Source organism: Nonomuraea sp. NPDC050540, assembly GCF_044457485.1.
In the GTDB taxonomy this organism is placed as follows: domain Bacteria; phylum Actinomycetota; class Actinomycetes; order Streptosporangiales; family Streptosporangiaceae; genus Nonomuraea.
Window position 1 is genome coordinate 262777 of record NZ_JBITHA010000007.1, and the last position, 16372, is coordinate 279148.

At 70.9% G+C, this 16372-nt stretch carries 18 protein-coding genes; 9 read left to right on the forward strand and 9 right to left on the reverse strand.

The genetic code is table 11. From position 1 onward, the window contains the following. The first annotated feature begins 5 nt into the window (after window positions 1–5). The gene (locus ACIBI5_RS25495) at window positions 6–542 is read left to right on the forward strand and encodes a GNAT family N-acetyltransferase (RefSeq protein WP_397250780.1); all 537 of its coding nucleotides are present in this window, start codon (window positions 6–8) and stop codon (window positions 540–542) included. Here ACIBI5_RS25495 and ACIBI5_RS25500 read toward each other — a convergent pair. From ACIBI5_RS25500 to ACIBI5_RS25520, 5 genes are read right to left on the reverse strand one after another with little or no spacing between them, the layout of a single operon-like run. Next, complete coding sequence (locus ACIBI5_RS25500; protein ID WP_397250782.1) at window positions 539–1537, reverse strand: amidohydrolase family protein; 999 nt, start codon at window positions 1535–1537, stop codon at window positions 539–541. The two genes, ACIBI5_RS25495 and ACIBI5_RS25500, sit on opposite strands and share 4 nt — an antisense overlap. Beyond that, window positions 1534–2295 carry an ABC transporter permease gene (locus ACIBI5_RS25505; RefSeq protein WP_397250784.1) on the reverse strand — a complete coding sequence of 254 codons (762 nt, stop codon included), beginning with the start codon at window positions 2293–2295 and terminating at the stop codon, window positions 1534–1536. Before ACIBI5_RS25505 ends, ACIBI5_RS25500 begins: the two co-directional genes overlap by 4 nt. Then, window positions 2292–3077, reverse strand: a complete 786-nt coding sequence (locus tag ACIBI5_RS25510) for an ABC transporter ATP-binding protein (protein WP_397250786.1) — start codon at window positions 3075–3077, stop codon at window positions 2292–2294. Before ACIBI5_RS25510 ends, ACIBI5_RS25505 begins: the two co-directional genes overlap by 4 nt. Next, complete coding sequence (locus tag ACIBI5_RS25515) at window positions 3077–3823, reverse strand: ABC transporter permease (protein ID WP_397250788.1); 747 nt, start codon at window positions 3821–3823, stop codon at window positions 3077–3079. Before ACIBI5_RS25515 ends, ACIBI5_RS25510 begins: the two co-directional genes overlap by 1 nt. Continuing rightward, window positions 3820–4788 (reverse strand): ABC transporter substrate-binding protein, encoded by a 969-nt coding sequence (locus ACIBI5_RS25520; RefSeq protein ID WP_397250790.1) that lies wholly within the window; start codon window positions 4786–4788, stop codon window positions 3820–3822. Before ACIBI5_RS25520 ends, ACIBI5_RS25515 begins: the two co-directional genes overlap by 4 nt. Window positions 4789–4944: 156 nt before the next feature. Between ACIBI5_RS25520 and ACIBI5_RS25525 the strand changes: the two genes are divergently transcribed. Continuing rightward, complete coding sequence (locus tag ACIBI5_RS25525; RefSeq protein ID WP_397250792.1) at window positions 4945–5955, forward strand: LacI family DNA-binding transcriptional regulator; 1011 nt, start codon at window positions 4945–4947, stop codon at window positions 5953–5955. A 68-nt stretch (window positions 5956–6023) separates the two neighbouring features. Next, a complete protein-coding gene (locus ACIBI5_RS25530; protein WP_397250794.1) occupies window positions 6024–7064 on the forward strand; it encodes a LacI family DNA-binding transcriptional regulator in 1041 nt (346 codons plus the stop codon). On the opposite strand, the gene ACIBI5_RS25535 is transcribed toward ACIBI5_RS25530, so the two are convergent. After that, window positions 7059–8219: a Gfo/Idh/MocA family protein gene (locus tag ACIBI5_RS25535; RefSeq protein WP_397250796.1), complete on the reverse strand. Its 1161-nt coding sequence runs from the start codon at window positions 8217–8219 to the stop codon at window positions 7059–7061. The genes ACIBI5_RS25530 and ACIBI5_RS25535 overlap by 6 nt on opposite strands. A 144-nt stretch (window positions 8220–8363) precedes the next feature. On the opposite strand from ACIBI5_RS25535, the gene ACIBI5_RS25540 reads away from it, so the two are divergent. The 4 genes from ACIBI5_RS25540 to ACIBI5_RS25555 are packed head-to-tail and all read left to right on the forward strand — an operon-like array spanning window position 8364 to window position 12301. Continuing rightward, a complete protein-coding gene (locus ACIBI5_RS25540; protein WP_397250798.1) occupies window positions 8364–9122 on the forward strand; it encodes an SDR family NAD(P)-dependent oxidoreductase in 759 nt (252 codons plus the stop codon). Continuing rightward, the gene (locus ACIBI5_RS25545; RefSeq protein WP_397250800.1) at window positions 9119–10678 is read left to right on the forward strand and encodes an acyl CoA:acetate/3-ketoacid CoA transferase; all 1560 of its coding nucleotides are present in this window, start codon (window positions 9119–9121) and stop codon (window positions 10676–10678) included. The genes ACIBI5_RS25540 and ACIBI5_RS25545 overlap by 4 nt, the downstream gene beginning before the upstream one ends. A gap of 1 nt (window position 10679) precedes the next feature. Further along, window positions 10680–11453: an enoyl-CoA hydratase/isomerase family protein gene (locus ACIBI5_RS25550; protein WP_397250802.1), complete on the forward strand. Its 774-nt coding sequence runs from the start codon at window positions 10680–10682 to the stop codon at window positions 11451–11453. After that, window positions 11453–12301, forward strand: a complete 849-nt coding sequence (locus tag ACIBI5_RS25555) for a shikimate dehydrogenase family protein (protein ID WP_397250804.1) — start codon at window positions 11453–11455, stop codon at window positions 12299–12301. The genes ACIBI5_RS25550 and ACIBI5_RS25555 overlap by 1 nt, the downstream gene beginning before the upstream one ends. 6 nt (window positions 12302–12307) lie before the next feature. On the opposite strand, the gene ACIBI5_RS25560 is transcribed toward ACIBI5_RS25555, so the two are convergent. Genes ACIBI5_RS25560 through ACIBI5_RS25570 form a run of 3 tightly spaced genes read right to left on the reverse strand, consistent with a single transcriptional unit; the run spans window position 12308 to window position 14355 of the window. Then, entirely contained in the window at window positions 12308–12892 is a 585-nt protein-coding gene (locus tag ACIBI5_RS25560) for a dihydrofolate reductase family protein (RefSeq protein ID WP_397250806.1), read from the reverse strand. A 52-nt stretch (window positions 12893–12944) separates the two neighbouring features. Further along, entirely contained in the window at window positions 12945–13793 is an 849-nt protein-coding gene (locus ACIBI5_RS25565) for a hypothetical protein (protein WP_397250808.1), read from the reverse strand. Then, complete coding sequence (locus tag ACIBI5_RS25570) at window positions 13786–14355, reverse strand: RNA polymerase sigma factor (RefSeq protein ID WP_397250810.1); 570 nt, start codon at window positions 14353–14355, stop codon at window positions 13786–13788. Before ACIBI5_RS25570 ends, ACIBI5_RS25565 begins: the two co-directional genes overlap by 8 nt. 149 nt (window positions 14356–14504) lie before the next feature. On the opposite strand from ACIBI5_RS25570, the gene ACIBI5_RS25575 reads away from it, so the two are divergent. Both ACIBI5_RS25575 and ACIBI5_RS25580 read left to right on the forward strand, forming a co-directional pair. Continuing rightward, window positions 14505–15527: a hypothetical protein gene (locus ACIBI5_RS25575; RefSeq protein ID WP_397250812.1), complete on the forward strand. Its 1023-nt coding sequence runs from the start codon at window positions 14505–14507 to the stop codon at window positions 15525–15527. Then, entirely contained in the window at window positions 15527–16285 is a 759-nt protein-coding gene (locus tag ACIBI5_RS25580) for a GntR family transcriptional regulator (protein ID WP_397250814.1), read from the forward strand. Before ACIBI5_RS25575 ends, ACIBI5_RS25580 begins: the two co-directional genes overlap by 1 nt. The last annotated feature ends 87 nt before the right edge of the window (window positions 16286–16372 follow it).

Sequence of the window (16372 nt, forward strand, 5' to 3'; positions counted from 1 at the left end):
CGCGCATGGACATGCCACTGGCCACCGACCGCCTGCTCATCAGGGACTGGTCGGCCGACGACGCCGAGGCGGCGCTGGCGATCTACGGCTCCGTCGACGTCACCCGGTGGCTCACCCCGGCCATGCACCGCGTCGAGGACGTGGCGGGCATGCGTTCCGTCCTGCAGGCCTGGCAGGAGGCGCAGCCCAACCTGCTCAAGCCGCGCGGCCGGTGGGCGGTCCAGCTCCGTGAGGGGGGCGAGGTCGTGGGCGGGCTGAGCATCCGGCTGCTCCCGCCGTACGAGGAGGACCTGGAGGTGAGCTGGCAGCTGGACCGCAAGGCGTGGGGCCACGGCTACGCCACCGAGGCCGCCCGCGCCCTCATCGCGTGGGCGTTCACCCAGGACGTGGACGAGTTGTTCGCCGTCGCCCGCCCGGCCAACCGGCGCGCCATCGCCACCGCCGAACGCCTGGGCATGCAGTGGGTCGGCGAGACGTCCAAGTACTACGACCTCACCCTGCAGGCCTACCGGATCCGCCAGGGCGACCTGCCCGTGGGCTAGAGCCCGGTCATGGACCTGATGTTGAGGTGGTAGATCCGGTCGCGGGCCTGCGGTGAGAGGCCGAGCGAGCCGATCGCCTTGATCGTCTCCCTGATGTACATGGGCCCGCCTTCCGGGTCGAACGGGCAGTCGGTGGCGAACAGGACGTGCTCGGGACCGAAGAACTCGAGGCCGCACCGCATGCCGATCGCGGAACCGGACAACGCCGTGTCGGCGTAGAAGCGGCGGAAGTACTCCAGCAGCCCCTTGGGCAACGTCTCGTCCAGCATCTCTCCCTCGGTGCGGCTGCCGAGCTGGTCGCTCCACCCCAGTCCGATCCTGCCCTCCAGGTAGGGGATCATCGCGCCCATGTGATGCGTGATGATCTTGAGGTCCGGATGGCGTTCGAACAGGCCGGAGAAGACCAGCCGGGACATGGCGACACTCGTCTCGTACGGCCAGCCCAGCGCCCACCAGATCTCATAGCGGGAGGCGTCCTCGGTGGCGTAGTCGGCGAAGGCGGCCCCGCGGGCCGGGTGCATCCAGATGGGCAGGTCACGCCGGGCCATCTCGTCGAAGACGGGGCGGAACGCCGGATCGTCCAGCGGCCGGCCGCTCACGTTGGTGAACACCTGCACGCCCCGGGCGCCGAGGTCGTCGATGGCGTACGCGAGTTCGGCCATGGCCGCGTCCGGGTTGTTCATCGGCAGGGAGGCGACGAAGGCGGGGAAGCGCTCCGGGTACGCGCGGCACAACTCCAGCATCGACTCGTTGGCCAGCCTGGCCAGCTCGGGCGAGTCGTCCGGCCCGGCGAGCAGTTCGATCGGCGGCGAGGACAGCGTGAGGATCTGCTGGTAGTCGTCGCCGAACTCCTCCATCATCCGCAGCCGCGCCTCGACGTCGTGCAGCGCGGTCAGTTCCAGCCAGCGCTTGAGCGCGCCGGGGTCGACGGCGAGTTCGCGCATGCGCTCGAAGTAGGGCGCGGGCAGGATGTGGCTGTAGGCGTCGATCTTCATTGACTTCCTCTCGAGGTTTGCGGAACCCAGCCGGTCAGCCTGCGGTCCACGGCCTGGACCAGCCAGACCGCGCCCAGGGCGACGGCGATGATGACCAGCAGCACGGCCAGCACGCTCGCGCTGTCGAAACGCCCTCCGGCCTCGGTGACGATGTGGCCGAGGCCGACCACGGCGATGAACATCTCTCCGTTGATCATGCCGGTCACGGCTCTGCCGACGCCGAGCCGTACCCCTGCCATGATCATTGGCGTCGCGGCGGGGAGCAGGACCCGCAGCAGGATCTGGCGTTCGCTCGCGCCGTAGGAGCGAGCCATCTCCACCAGGTCGGCGGGCACCGTCTGGATGGCCGACGCGGTGTTGATGATGATGACGAACAACGCGTACATGACCACCACGGCGATGATCGAGGCGCGCCCGTCTCCCAGCAGGGAGAAGAAGATCGGCGCGAAGACCAGCGCGGGGGCGGTGAGCAGGGCGTAGACGTAGACGCCGAGGGCGGCCTCCACCTTGCGGTAACGGCCCATCGCGACGCCCACGAGCAGTCCGGCGACCAGCGAGATCGCGAAGCCGATCAGCAGGTTGACCAGGCTGTCGGCGACGCTCTGGAAGATCTCGCCGTCCACGGCCATCTCCGCCAGGCGGGCCGCCACGGTGCTCAGCGGCGGGAAGAACGGCACGCCCGACAGCCGGCCGATCAGTTCCCAGGCGACGGCCCCGGCCGCCAGGCTGACGAGGGCGGCGGGAACGCGTGTTCTCATCGTGCCACCCGGTGCTCTTCGTGCATGTCGCGCAGCCGGTCCCAGAGGTAGGCGGTGATCTCGACGTACTCGCCGGAGCGTTCGAGCGCGCCGACGTCACTGGAACGCGGTCGCCGCAGCGGCACCGGCACGATCTCGGCGATCTGTCCCGGGCGGGCGCTCATCAGCACCACCCGGTCGCCGAGCAGCACCGCCTCCTCCATGCTGTGGGTGATGAACACGACGGTCAGCCGGCTCTCCTCCCAGATCGACAGGAGCTCCTCCTGCAGCAGCCGCCTGGTCTGCTCGTCGACGGCGCCGAACGGCTCGTCCATCAACAGCACCCTCGGCTGTACGGCCAGCGCCCGCGCGATGCCCACCCGCTGCTGCATGCCCCCGGACAGCTCGGCCGGACGCTTGGTCTCGAAGCCGGCCAGCCCCACCATGGCGATCAGCGCACGGGCACGCTCCTCGCGCTCGGCCTTGCCGACGCCGCGCAACTCCAGGCCGAAGGCGACGTTGTCCAGCACGGTCGCCCATGGCAGGAGGGCGAAGTTCTGGAAGACCATGCTGCGATCGGGGCCGGGACCCCGCACCGGCGCGCCGTCGACGCGGATCTCGCCGGAGTCCGCGGGGACGAGCCCCGCGACCGCCTTCAGCAGCGTCGTCTTCCCGCAGCCGCTGGGGCCCAGCACGGTCAGGAACTCGTTCTCCGCCACGTCGAGATCGACGTCGCTCAACGCCTGTACCCTGCCGCCGTCCTGGCCGACGAAGCTCTTGCTCAGTCCACGGATCTCTATCATCAGACGCTCCTTCCGGTGAGCTTGCGTTCACCCCAGCGGGCCACGGAGATCAGCAGGAGCGCCTCCGCCAGGATGATCACGATGGTCGCGTAGAGCTGTGGCGCCTTGAGCAGGCCGCGGTACTCGAGCATCAGCCCGCCGAGTGCCGTGGAGACCATGAGCAGCTCGACGAGCACCATCCCGGTGACCGCGCGGCCGATGCCGAGCCGGATGCCGGTCATGATCGCCGGCAGCGCGCCGGGCAGGAGCACGCGGGTCCAGATCTGCCGCTCGCTCGCGCCGAAGCTGCGCGCCATCTCGATCAGCGACGGGTCGACCTGCCTGACGCCCGCGCGGCTGTTCACCACCACCATCACGATCGCGAAGATCGCGACGAGGATGACCCGTGCGGCCAGGCCGTACCCCACCGACATCCCGAGCAGGGGGATGATCGCGGCCATCGGCGTGACCAGCAGGATGTTGAGGTAGACGTCGGCGAACCGTTCGAGCGACCGGAAGCGGCCGAGCACGATGCCCAGCGGCACGCCGATGCCGACAGCGACGGCGAAGCCGAGCACGAGCGCCTGGTTGCTGGCGTACAGCGCCTGCCACAGCTCGGCGCCGCCCAGCAGCTTCACGCTCGCCCCGACGGTTTCCGTGAAGGTGGGGATGAGCAGGCCGCCGCGCACCCGGGCGTAGATCTCCCAGCTCACCGCGAAGATCACGAACGTCAGCAGCTGGTACGGCAGCAGCCCCCGCCTGGTCACGCCGCCGCCTTGATGAAGGACAGATCGGCGGCGTCCTTCGCCTTCATCCCCGGCTCGATCACGCCGGCGCGGACGAAGAAGTCGATGGTGACCTGCATGTTGCGCTCCGTCAGGCCGGCCGCGTCGAACAGGCCCGCCTTGACCGAACGCTCGGCGATCTCGGCCACGTCGTCGATCTCCTCCTCCGGCAGGTAGGTCCGCACGAGGTTCACCAGGTGCCGCGGATCGGCGTTGATCTTGGCGTGCTCGCGCACCAGCGCCGAGACGAACAGCTGCGCCACGTCCCTGTGCTCGGCGAGGAACGCGGTGTTGGCGTAGACCGTCTGCGGACGCAGGTCGGGCAGGGTCCTGCCGAAGTCGACGACCTGGGTGAAGGCCGAGTCGCCGGAGCGCTCCAGGGCCACCACGTCGGCCAGTTCCAGCGCCGTGGCGTCGATCTCGCCCGCGACCAGGGCCTGGGCGCGCACGTCCGATCCGCCGATGGTCAGGTACTCCGGCTTGCGGTCCCCGGTGCACTGCGTGCGTACCCACTCCTCGGTCATCGCGGTGGCGACCGCGCCCCGGCTGAAGATCCCGAACGGCTTTCCGTCCAGGTCGTCGCAGGTGACCCGGGACTTTCCGTAGATCGCCCACTGGTTGCCGATCGCGTCGGCGATGATCCGGATGGGCGCCTCCTGCTCGATGGCGCTCAGCGCGGGGCTGGTCGCCTCGGCGGAGATCGCGTACGCGCCCTCGGCCAGGCCGCCGATGGCCAGTTCCGGCTCCGCGAGCTCCACCACCTCGACCTTGTGGCCGGCCTGCCTGACCACGTCGACGGCGGCGAGAATCGGCACGGTGGTGATGTCCGGCTCCGTGACGGCGATCGAGAACGAGAGGGTCCCGTCCGGGTTGGTCTCGGTCCCCCGAACGCCGCACGCGGCCAGTGCGGACATCACCGCCAGCGCCGCGAGCCTCTTCAGATGCATAATGCTCCTTGTCAACGGCTAGGCAAACGTATGCCTAACGGCAGCATAGAGAGAAGGATCGGGCCGCCGTCAAGGGCGTTCTTCGCGGAAGATGTCAGATCTGCCCGCTGACCTCGAATGACACAGGCAAACGTTTTCCTCGCTATGCTGAGTGCCGTGAGCTCATTGGTGGAAGTCGCACGAGCGGCCGGCGTCTCCGTGTCGACAGCGTCACGGGTGCTGACCGGCTCCAGTCACCCGATCTCGGCCAAGACCCGTGCCAAGGTCATCGCGACCGCGGAGAAGCTCGGCTACTCGCCCAGCGCTCTCGCGCGGGCGCTGGTGTCGCGCAGCAGCAGGCTCATCGGCGTCCTCGTCAGCGACATCGTCAACCCCTACTTCTCCGTCATCGCCCGCGGAATCGACGACGTCGCCAGCCGCGCCGGCTACGTCACCATGTTGTCCAACGTCGACCGGCGTACCAGCACGGAGATCAGCAGGCTGCGGACGATGCGCGACTACCGCGCCGCCGGGGTGATCATCGCCGGTAGCGGCTTCGAGGCCGACCCGCTCGCACCGGACCTGGCCGAGGCCGTACGGCAGGCCAAGGAGCAGGGCATCCAGGCCGTGTCCCTGACCGCCCGCGACCTCGGCTGCCCGGTCATCACCGCCGACAACGAGGGCGCCGCCCGCGACGTCACCGACCACCTCGTCTCGCTCGGCCACCGCCGGATCGCCTTCATCGACGGCCCCCCGGGCATGACCACCAGCAAGCAGCGCCGCGACGGCTTCCTGGCCTGCATGAACGACGCGAACCTGGGCGACGTGGCACGGTGCGTGCCCGGCGGGTTCGACTTCGAGGCCGGCCACCTGGCCGCCATGCGGCTCATCGCCCGCCCGCCGCTGCCCGACGCCATCCTCGCGGCCAACGACGAGGCCGCCGTCGGCGCGCTCAACGCGCTGCGGCAGGCCGGCATCGACGTGCCGGGCGAGATCTCCGTCGCCGGTATCAACGACCTGAGGGTCGCCCGGTTCGTCGGCCTCACCACGGTGAGCCTGCCGCTGTACGAGATGGGCGCCATGGCCGCCCAGCACCTGATCGACGCCCAGCCCGGCGACGCGACGACCACCCTCCTGAGCCACCGCGTCATCCCCCGGCAGACCACCGCCCGGCGGCCGACCGGCTAGGCGTCGGCGTTCCTGCCGGAGGGTCGAGTATCTTGTGCTCGCGCTCGCAGTTCACGGGAGGAACACGGATGTCGTCTGAAGGACGCCGGGTCCGGCTTCAGGATGTCGCCGACCACGCCGGCGTCTCCCTGGCCACCGCCTCGCGCATGCTGAGCGACTCCGACTACAAGGGCAGGGCCGCCCTGCGCGACAAGGTCGTCGCCTCCGCCGCCGAGCTCGGCTACCGGCCGAACCTGCACGCGCGCGCCCTGGCCAGCTCGACCTCGACCAGTGTCGGGCTGGTCGTGCACGACGTGCGGGACGCGTACTTCGCCATGATCGCCGGAGGGGTGATCAAGGCGGCCGAGGCGCACCGGCTGCTGGTGACCATGGTGTGCACGTACCGGGATCCGCAGCAGGAGCTCAACTACGTCAGCCTGCTGAGCACGCAGCGCCCCCGCGCGATCATCCTGGCGGGCAGTTCCTTCGCCGACCGGGCCCACACGGCCGCGATGACCGCGCAGCTGTCGGCGTACCAGGCCGACGGCGGCGCGGTCGTCTCGGTGACCCGTGGGCGCAGGATCGGTCATCTCGTCGAGGTGGGCAACGTCGAGGCCACCCGCCGGCTCGCGCACCTGCTCGCCGACCTGGGCCACACCTCCTTCGGTGTGATCTCCGGCCCCGCCAAGCTCATCGCGGTGCGCGACCGCATGCACGGTTTCCGGCTCGGCCTGCAGGACCGGGGTATCGAGCTGGCGCCCGACGCGATCGTGCACGCCGACATGTCCCGTGACGGCGGCGCGCGGGCCGCCCGCCGCCTGCTCGACCGCCCCGACCGGCCGACCTGCCTGTGGGGGGTGGCCGACGTGGTGGCGGTGGGCGCGATGGCCTGGGCCAGGAGCAACGGGCTGCGCATCCCCGAGGACGTCTCCGTCGCGGGCTTCGGCGGCACCCCCCTGGCCTCCGACGCCGTGCCGGCCCTGACCACCGTGGAACTCCCGCTCGAGCGCATCGGCAGGACCGCGCTGGACCTCGCGCTGCTGCCCCTGGACGAGCCGCGGCACACCGTGGAGATCGGCGGGACCGTGCTCATGCGCGACAGCACCGCGCCCGCCGTCAGGGCCTCATGACGCCGGTGCCGTGAGCTCCGGGACGTCGATCCAGCGGCGCTCGCGCCACGAGCGCAGCGCGAGCTCGGCGAGCTGGACGCCCTTGGCCCCTTCCAGCAGGTCCCAGGGGAACGCGGCGTCCTCGGCGACGTGGCGCAGGAACATCTCCCACTGCGCGCGGAAGGCGTTGCCGTACTCCTCGTTGTCGGGGACCGGGGACCAGCCGCCGCGGAAGTCGATCGGGTTGGGGATGTCCGGGTTCCACACGGGCATCGGGGTGGTGGCGCGCGACTGGATCCGGCACTCGCGCAGCCCGGCGACGGCGCTGCCCAGCGTGCCGTCGAGCTGCCACTCGCCGATCTCATCACGGTACGGGCGGGTCGCCCACGACGTGGTGAACTGCGCCAGGACGCCCTGGTCGAACTGGAACAGGCCGTAGGCGGCGTCCTCGGCCGTCGCCACGTACGCGTCGCCGTCCTCGTCCCAGCGGTTCGGGATGTGGATCTCGCCGTGGCACAGCACCGACCTGACCGGGCCGACGATGTCGTCGAGGACGTAGCGCCAGTGCGGGTACATGTCCAGGATGAGGCCGCCGCCGTCCTGCCTGCGGTAGTTCCATGAGGGCCTGTTGATCGGCTGCCAGTCGCCTTCGAACACCCAGTAGCCGAAGTTGAGGCGGAAGCTGAGCAGGTCGCCGAAGAATCCGCCGTCGACCAGCCGCTTCAGCTTGCGGATTCCCGGCAGGAACAGCTTGTCCTGCACGACGCCGTGCTTGACACCCGCCGCGTCGGCGAGCCTCACGAGGTCGAGGGCGTCGGCCAGGTCGCCGGCGGTCGGCTTCTCGCAGTAGATGTGCTTGCCCGCCGCGATCGCCTTCCTGACCGCCTCGGCGCGCAGGTTGGTGACCTGGGCGTCGAAGTAGATCGTGTCGTCCGGGTCGCCGAGGGCCGCGTCGAGGTCGGTGGTCCAGCGGTCGATCCCGTACCGGCGGGCGAGCGCCTCGACCTTGGCGGCGTTGCGGCCGACGAGGATCGGGTCGACCGTGAGCGTCCGCCCGTCGGCGAGGGTCAGCCCGCCCTGGTCCCTGATCGCGATGATCGACCGGTCGAGGTGTTGCCGGGTTCCCATGCGCCCGGTGACGCCGTTCATGATGATGCCGACTCGGACCTGATCCATGAGCACTCCTTAGAGTTGAATTGCAAGCGCTTTCTATCTATCGATGCAGCTAGTGTCAAGGCCAGCCTCACTCTTGCGTCTGTTCAATTTTCATGAGAACGTGCAGAAAATTGAAAGCGCTTCCCGATGAAAGGTGCTGGTCTGATGCCATCGACACCCCTCCTCGACCGGGTCGTCCTGGTCACGGGAGCCGGCCGGGGAATAGGAAGATCCATCGCCCTGGCCGCCGCCCGCGACGGCGCGCACGTCGCCGTCGCCTACCACTCGAGCCGGGACGGAGCCCACGAGGTCGCCGAGAAGGTCCGGGCGATGGGCCGCGACGCCGACGTCCGGCCGTGCGACGTGGCGGTGCGCGAGGACGTGTTCGCGCTGGCCGCCTGGGCCGAGGAGCGCTTCGGGCGCGTCGACGGCCTGGTCAACAACGCCGGGATCCTCATGGAGTCCGACTTCCTCGACATCACTCCCGAGCAGTGGGATCTGGTCCTCAGGACAGATCTGTCCGGCATGTTCCACGCGAGCCAGGCCGTACTCCCCGGCATGCTCGAACGCGGCTCCGGCTCCATCGTCAACATCGCCTCCCGGCTCGGCCAGATGGGCTGGGCCGGAGCCGCCCACTACGCCAGCGCGAAGGCGGGGGCGATCGCGCTGGCCAAGTCGATCTCGCGGGAGTTCGGATCGCGCGGCATCAGGGCCAACGCCGTGTCGCCCGGCGTCACCAACACCGCGATGGGACGCACCGTGATGGAGGGAGAAGTCGGGCGCAAGCGCATGGCAGAGCTTCCGCTCGGCCGCTTCGCCGAGCCGGAGGAAGTGGCCGAATGCGTGACCTTCCTGCTGTCCGACGGCGCCCGCCTCATGCTCGGCCAGACGCTCAGCCCCAACAGCGGCGGGCTGATGCCATGAGCGCCAAACTCCTCACCGTCGCGCGGGCCGTGGCCCTGGTGCCGGACGGCGCCGCCCTGTGGATCGGCGGGTCCGGCGCCGGTCACGGCGTGCCGCAGGCGTTCATCGACGAACTCGCCGCGACCTTCACCCGCACCGCCGCCCCCCGCGACCTGACCACGGTCCGCGTCGTCGGCATCGGCGACTTCGCGCAGCACGGCCTGTCCCAGCTCGCGCTGCCCGGACTGACCCGGCGCACCATCGGCAGCAACATCGGCAACGAACCCGGCCTCGGCGCGATGGTCGCCGAGGGCGCGATCGAGGCGTACTCCTTCCCCCAGGGCGTGCTGTCGGCCCTGTGCCGCGACATCGCCGCCGGCCGTCCCGGTCATCTCACCCATGTGGGCCTGGGCACGTACGTGGACCCGCGCCAGACCGGCGGACGGCAGAACGCGCGCACCACCGAGGACCTGGTCCAGATCGTCGAGCTGGCCGGGCGGGAATGGCTCTTCTACCCCGCGCTGCCCGTCGACGTCGCGGTGATCCGCGCGAGCACCGCCGACGAGGACGGCAACCTCACCTTCGAGCACGAGCCGATCCTCGGCGACTCCCTCGCGCTGGCGATGGCCGCGCACAACAGCGGCGGCGTCGTCATCGCCCAGGTCGCGCACCTGACGACGCGCGGCTCGCTCCCGCCGAACCAGGTGCGCATCCCCGGCGCGCTGGTCGACCACGTCTACGTCGACGCCGAACAGCGGCAGACCTACCGCACCGGCTACTCGCCGTACTTCTCGGGTGAGCTGCGCAGGCCGTACGGCACCGCCGCCCCCACCCCCCTGGACGTGCGCAAGGTGATCGCGCGCCGCGCCCTGCTCGAGTTCCGCCGGGGCGACATCTGCAACCTGGGCTTCGGCATCTCCCAGCAGATCGGCGCGGTGGCCGCCGAGGAAGGCGTGGCGGAACGGCTGACACTCACCGTCGAGCAGGGCATCTTCGGCGGCGTACCCGCGCACGGCCCGGACGGCGGCGCCGGGGTGAACTACCAGGCGCGCCTGGAACAGCCCTCCATGTTCGACTTCTACGACGGCGGCGGCCTCGATGTGGCGAGCCTCTCCTTCGCCCAGGTCGACCGGCACGGCAACGTCAACGTGCACGCCTTCGACGACCGGATGCGCGGCCCCGGCGGCTTCGTCAACATCAGCGCGCGGACCGGGCGGCTCTGCTTCGTCGGCACGTTCACGACGGGCGGCCTGCGCGTCGAGCTGTCCGGCGGCCTGCCCCGCGTCGAACGTGAAGGCGCCCGGCGCAAGTTCGTCGACGACGTCGGGGAGATCAGCTTCAACGGCCCCATGGCGCTGGGCAAAGGGCAGAGCGTCCGCTACATCACCGAACGCGCCGTCTTCGCCCTGACCGCCGATGGCCTGGAGCTGATCGAGGTCGCCGACGGGATGGACGTGGCGACGGACGTGTTCGCCCACATGGACTTCCGCCCGAAGGTCAGCGAGCGCCTGCGCCCCATGGACGCCCGCCTGTTCCGCGCCGCCCGCATGGGGCTCACCTTCGGAGAAGAGGACTGACATGGCGACGCTGGTCAACGTGACGCGCGGAACCTGCGCGGAGATCGAGCTGGACAACCCGCCGATGAACGTGGTCTCCCGCGAGCTGACCGGGCAGCTCCGGGCGGCGCTGCGCGCGGTCGGCGACGACGAGGACACCCGGGTCGTGATCCTGCACGGCGCGGGGACGCGGGCCTTCTGCGCGGGCTCGGACATCGCCGAGTTCGACGAGCTGCACGAGCACGTCGCCGAGCGCAAACTGCTGCTGGAGAAGCTCGTCTACCGGCAGCTCGCCAGGCTCCGGGTGCCGTCCATCGCGGCCGTCGAGGGGTACGCGCTCGGCGGCGGCCTCGAACTCGCGCTCTGCTGCGACCTGCGGATCGCGGGCGACCAGGCCAGGCTCGGCCTGCCGGAGCTCAAGCTGGGCGTCCTGCCGGGCAGCGGCGGCACCCAGCGGCTGCCGCGCATCGTCGGGCCGGCCCGCGCCAAGGAGATCATCCTCCTGGGCGAGCCGCTCGACGCCGCCACCGCGCTCTCGATCGGCCTGGTCAACCGCGTGGTCCGGGCGGGCACGGCGCTGGCCGCCGCCCGGGAGATGGCCGCGACGATCGCCGCGCGCGGGCCGCTGGCCGTACAGGCCGCGAAATCATTGATCGACCAGGCCGCGGAGCGGCCGCTGGACGACGGGCTCGCGCTGGAGCTCGACGCGTCGGAACACATCTTCTCCACCCAGGACGCACGCGAAGGCGCCCGCGCCTTCCTGGCCAAGCGTCCGCCGGCCTTCAGGAGGTCGTGATGCGCACAGTCGCCCTGTTCGGCAACCCGCTGCGGCGTACCCACTCGGCCGTCATGCACAACGCCGCCTTCGCGGCGTTCGGCATCGACGCCCGCTACGAGCTGCGGGAGGTGCGCGAGTCCGACCTGGCCGAGCAGGTACGGCAGGCCAGGGACGAGCGCTGGCTCGGCTTCCAGATCACCGCGCCGCACAAACAGGCGATCATGCCGTTCCTCGACGAGATCGAGCCCGACGCCCTGCGGATCGGCGCGGTCAACAGCGTGGAAGCCGCCGCCGACGGGCGCCTGGTCGGCTTCAACACCGACGTGAGCGGCTTCACGACCGCGCTGCGCGAGCACGTGGGCACGGACCTGAGCGGCGCCGAGGTCGTCGTGGCGGGCTCGGGCGGCGTCAGCCACGCCGTGTCGTACGGCCTGGCCAAGGACGGAGCCGGCCACCTCACCGTCCTCGACCTCGACGCCGCGGACGCGCGCCGGCTCGCGGCCAGGTTCGGCGATCTGGCGGCGATCGAGCCGATGGCCTTCGCCGATCCGCGCGTACGGGATCGCCTGTCCGGGGCGGACCTGTTCGTCAACGCCACGTCGGTCGGCATGCTCACCCCGGGCCCCGTGGTGGACGTCGGCCTGCTCTCGCCGCGCGCGGCCGTGTTCGACGTGGTCTACCTCCCGCGGCTGACCGAACTCGTGCGGCAGGCCCGCGCGCGGGGCATGCGCGCGGCAGGGGGCGCCGGCATGCTGGTGGCCCAGGCTGCCGCGGCCTTCACCCGCTGGACGGGCGCGGGTGACGCCACCGCGGTCATGCGGGCGGCCGTCGAACCACTGCTGCACCGCGACGACCTCACCCCCTGAGCCGCGTTACGGCCGGCGTACCCGGTAGAGCAGGTGGAGCACGCGGTCGCCCTGGATGACGACATGCGGGTCTTCGAGCAGGTGCTGGGCGTCGACCGAGCCGAAGTAGCGTTTGCCCGAGCCGAACACCACCGGCACCACGTCCATCGCCACCTCGTCCACCAGCCCGAGGGCGAGCGCCTGGCCGCCCACGTCGCCGGCCGCGACGGCGACCGTCCGCTCCTCCCCCGCCAGTTCCTTGGCCTTGGCGAGCGCCTCGGCCACGGCGCCGGCGAAATGGTAGGAGGCCTCGGGGTGCCAGCCCTCCGGTTTGGGCCGGTGGGAGACCACGACCACGTGCTCACCGGCCGGCGGCCTGCCCTCCCAGCCGTTGGTCATGTCGAACAGGTGCCGCCCGATCACCATCGACCCGATGCCGTCCCACATCGGCCGCACGTACGCGGCCGAGACCCGCGACGCCTTCAGCCCGCTGCCCTCGGCGAGTTCGGTGTCGCCGTTGGTGTACCAGTCGAACAGCGGCCCGATCTGGTCGTCGGCGTCGGCGATGAAGCCGTCCACCGACACGACGTTGTGCATGACCACTCTGCCCATCGGACCTCCCCGGTACCGCGACCATTGTGGGCGCGCCCGCCCGCGCCCGCAATCACCCGGCGGGCAGCCGGTCGGTCCATTCGGCGTCGATCGTCACCCCGCCCTCGGTCGAGGCGACCCCTCCGAGGAGGGGAACCCAGACCGGCGTGTTGCGCACCCTGGCCGTCTCAGGATCCACGACCACGATCTGGCGGCCGGACGCGAGCGGAATCTCCAGCCTCCGCCCGCCGTCGCCCTCGCCGAGGTCGGTGACGTCCGGCAGCGCGGCCAGCGCCCGGTACGCGGCGGCGCGCACCGGGGACGAGACGGGAGCCTCGCTGATCAGCGAGACCAGCGCCTCGGCGGTGAAGCCGCCCAGCTCGGCGGGGCCCGGCGTGCCCGCGCTCGTGCGGATGCCGGCGCGTCCCACCTCGTCCCGGAGTCGGCCGGTCAGCGCCGTCTCCTCCTCCGGCAGGCCGCGCAGTTGCTCGAAGGTCATGCTCAGCGGCCCGATCCGGAACGGCTGCGGCTCGCCCGGCCATTTGAGGAGCTCGCCCTCCCCCTTCAGTCCCTCGCCCTTGAGCCAGAACTGCCCGTCGCGCCGGTACCAGTACTCCTGTGGCGGCCCGGCGGGCTTCGTGACGGTCACGTGCCAGTACGTCCCGGAGCCCTCGGGCGTGCGCTCGGCGGCGGTGGCCGCCACGAGCAGGACCTCGCGCGCCGAGGACGGCTCGGACGGCACGATCACGAACGCGGCCGCCGCGGCCACGGCGGCGACCGCCGGGAGCAGCACCCAGCGCGCCCGCCGCCCGCGTGGCCCGCGGCGCATGCGGGAGGTCACCTGCAGGCGCCGCCTGGCGACCACCTCCGGGGACGGGCCGGGCTTGGCGAGCACCGTGCGGATCACGTCGAGATCATCCATGGTCGTCCTCCGCCATCGCTTGGTGGATCTTCTTTCTGGCACGGTTGAGCCGGGACCCGACGGTCCCGTAGGAGATGCCGAGGGCGTCGGCCACCTCCTGGTGGGTGAGCTGGGCCAGGTAGATCAGCGTCACCACGTCGCGTTCGCCCTGGTTGAGCGTGGCCAGGGCCCTGGCCACGCGCGGCCCCATGCGCTGCGCCGTGACCGCGTCGACCACGCGGTCCTCGTGGCTGCCCGCCGCAGGCTCCTCGCCGGTGCGGGCCAGGGCCCGGTAGTGGCGCGCCTCCTTGCGGCGGTGGCGGGCGATCAGGTTGGTGGCGATGCCGAACAGCCACGGCCGCAGCCCGCCGCGCGCCGGGTCGAAACGTTTTCGGTCACGAAAGGCCAGGCAGAACGTCTCCGCCGCGAGATCCTCGCCGATCTGTACGTCCAGACGCCCGGCCACATAGAGGTACACCTCGCGGAAGTAGCGGTCGTAGACGGCCGTGAACTCCTCCGCGTCCTGCCGGAAGCGGCCGACGAGTTCGTCGTCGTCCACCCTTCCGGGCGACTCGGTCCTCACACTCTCCCCTTCCCGCCAACGGTTCTTCCTCCTTCCTTCGCCGCAACCGGGCAGAGCTTTCCCGGCTTTCGCCGACGTATCTGGTATAGACCGGATACGGTGGCCCGTGGAATTCGGCGAAGCCCGTAAAGGCCACCGGGAGTGTCTCTATGCGTAGCGTTCTTTCCATCGGGGCGGCGGCGGTTCTCGCCTTCACCCTCGCACCCGCCCAACCGGCGACCGCCGCGGCGTTGCCGGGGGGCAAGTCCACGTATGTCGTGTCGCAAGGTCATCTCAAGGCGTCCTCCCGGGAGAACTGGGTGCGCCTGGGCAGTTACCGCTTCGCCGCGAACGGCACCGTGACCTCGTCGCTGTACCTGTGGTGGCAGCGCCATCCCGAGGCCAGGCAGGGCACCGGCATGACCCCGGACGCGGGCTGCAGCACCAAGGCGGGCGGCAAGGGCACGCGGGTGCGTACCTGCCAGGTGCTCACCGCGGGCGGCTTCACCGGCGCGCCCGACGAGACCCGCACCGGGACGTACACCGTGTCGGGGAACGTCGTGAGCATCCGGTGGAAGATCGCCCAGACGTGGACGGAGCAGTGGTTCGTGCGCCCCTCCCCCGACGGGAAGCTGGCGCGGCTGGACCTCAAGTCCAGTTCGCTCGCCACCCACGGCTACGCCTACGGCAGCAACGCCGCGCTCGGCACCCGGCGCGCGATGAGCTCGGTGAAGGCCCACCCCGGCGCGCTCCGGCAGGATCTGACGAGCTGGGCGGGCGGCAGGCTCGTGCCCTCCAACAACCAGCCGTTCGGCCACAAGGCCTTCCGCGCCTGCACGACCACGACGAGTTGCCTGACCTATCTGCAGCCCTCCTCCAACGGCGCCTGCCAGAAGGCCGGCGGCTGTCCCAAGTACGGCGGCGGCACCCGTGCGAACGTCAGCTCGATCCAGTACTACCTCACGAAGATCTCCAACTCCGACCGCCGCGACTCGATGTGGCACTGGTGCACGTGCCTGGCGATGGAGCGCGGCCAGTTCTGCTACACCGGCAACTCCCACGTCAAACCGCTCATGCAGATCATCGACGACAAGGGCGCCTTCCGCGGATGGGTCGGGGCGGAAGCCTCGTTCTCCACCGGCGCGCGAGGGGCGGACATGCTGGCGGTCTTCCGCATCAGCGACTTCCGCTGATGGCCCGCACGCCGCATGACAGCTTCCACGATCTCGCGCTGCCGCCGGACCTCGACCCCGGCCGCAACAAGGGCGACCAGATCAAGGAGATTCTGGAGCTCATGGTGCGCGCCCTGCCGCCGGGCACGCTGCTGCCCTCGGAACGCTCGATCGCCGAGCGCTACCAGGTGGCCAGGGGAACGGTCCGGCAGAAGATCCAGGAACTCGTCATGCTGGGCGTGATCCGGCGCTCCAGCGGTTCCGGCACCTACGTCGCCGAGCCGAAACTGCAGCAGGGCACCACGATGGCCTCCTTCAGCGAGGAGATGCGGGCCCGGGGCAGGATCCCGGCCGCCCGCATCCTGTCGGCCCGCACCCGCCGGGCCGGCGCCGCCCTCGCCGAACGGCTCGGCGTCGACCCAGGCGAACGCGTCGTCGACCTGCGCAGACTCCGCTCCGCCGACGGCACTCCCATCGCCATCGAGCACACCCATCTGTCCGCGCGCCGCTTCCCCGGCCTGCAGCGCGTCCTGCGCGATGACATGTCCCTGTACGCCACGCTCGGCGAGCGCTGGGACGTGCGGGTGGAGCGGGCCGTGCACCGGGTCTCCGCGATCGCGCTGGGCGAGCAGGAGGCGGCCCTGCTCGGCGCGGCCCCCGCGTCGCCCTCCTTTCTGGTGGAACGGCAGGCCTGGGACCGGCACGGCGCCGTGGTCGAATGGGGACGCTCCACCTACCGCGGCGACTTCTACGACATCGTCTTCGAAGTAGGCACCTGACACGTGCGGTGTCGCGTCAGAGACCGCGTCAGGGCGGCGACGGCCCGGTATCAGAGCGGTCGACGAGAGTGAACGACATGAACGGGG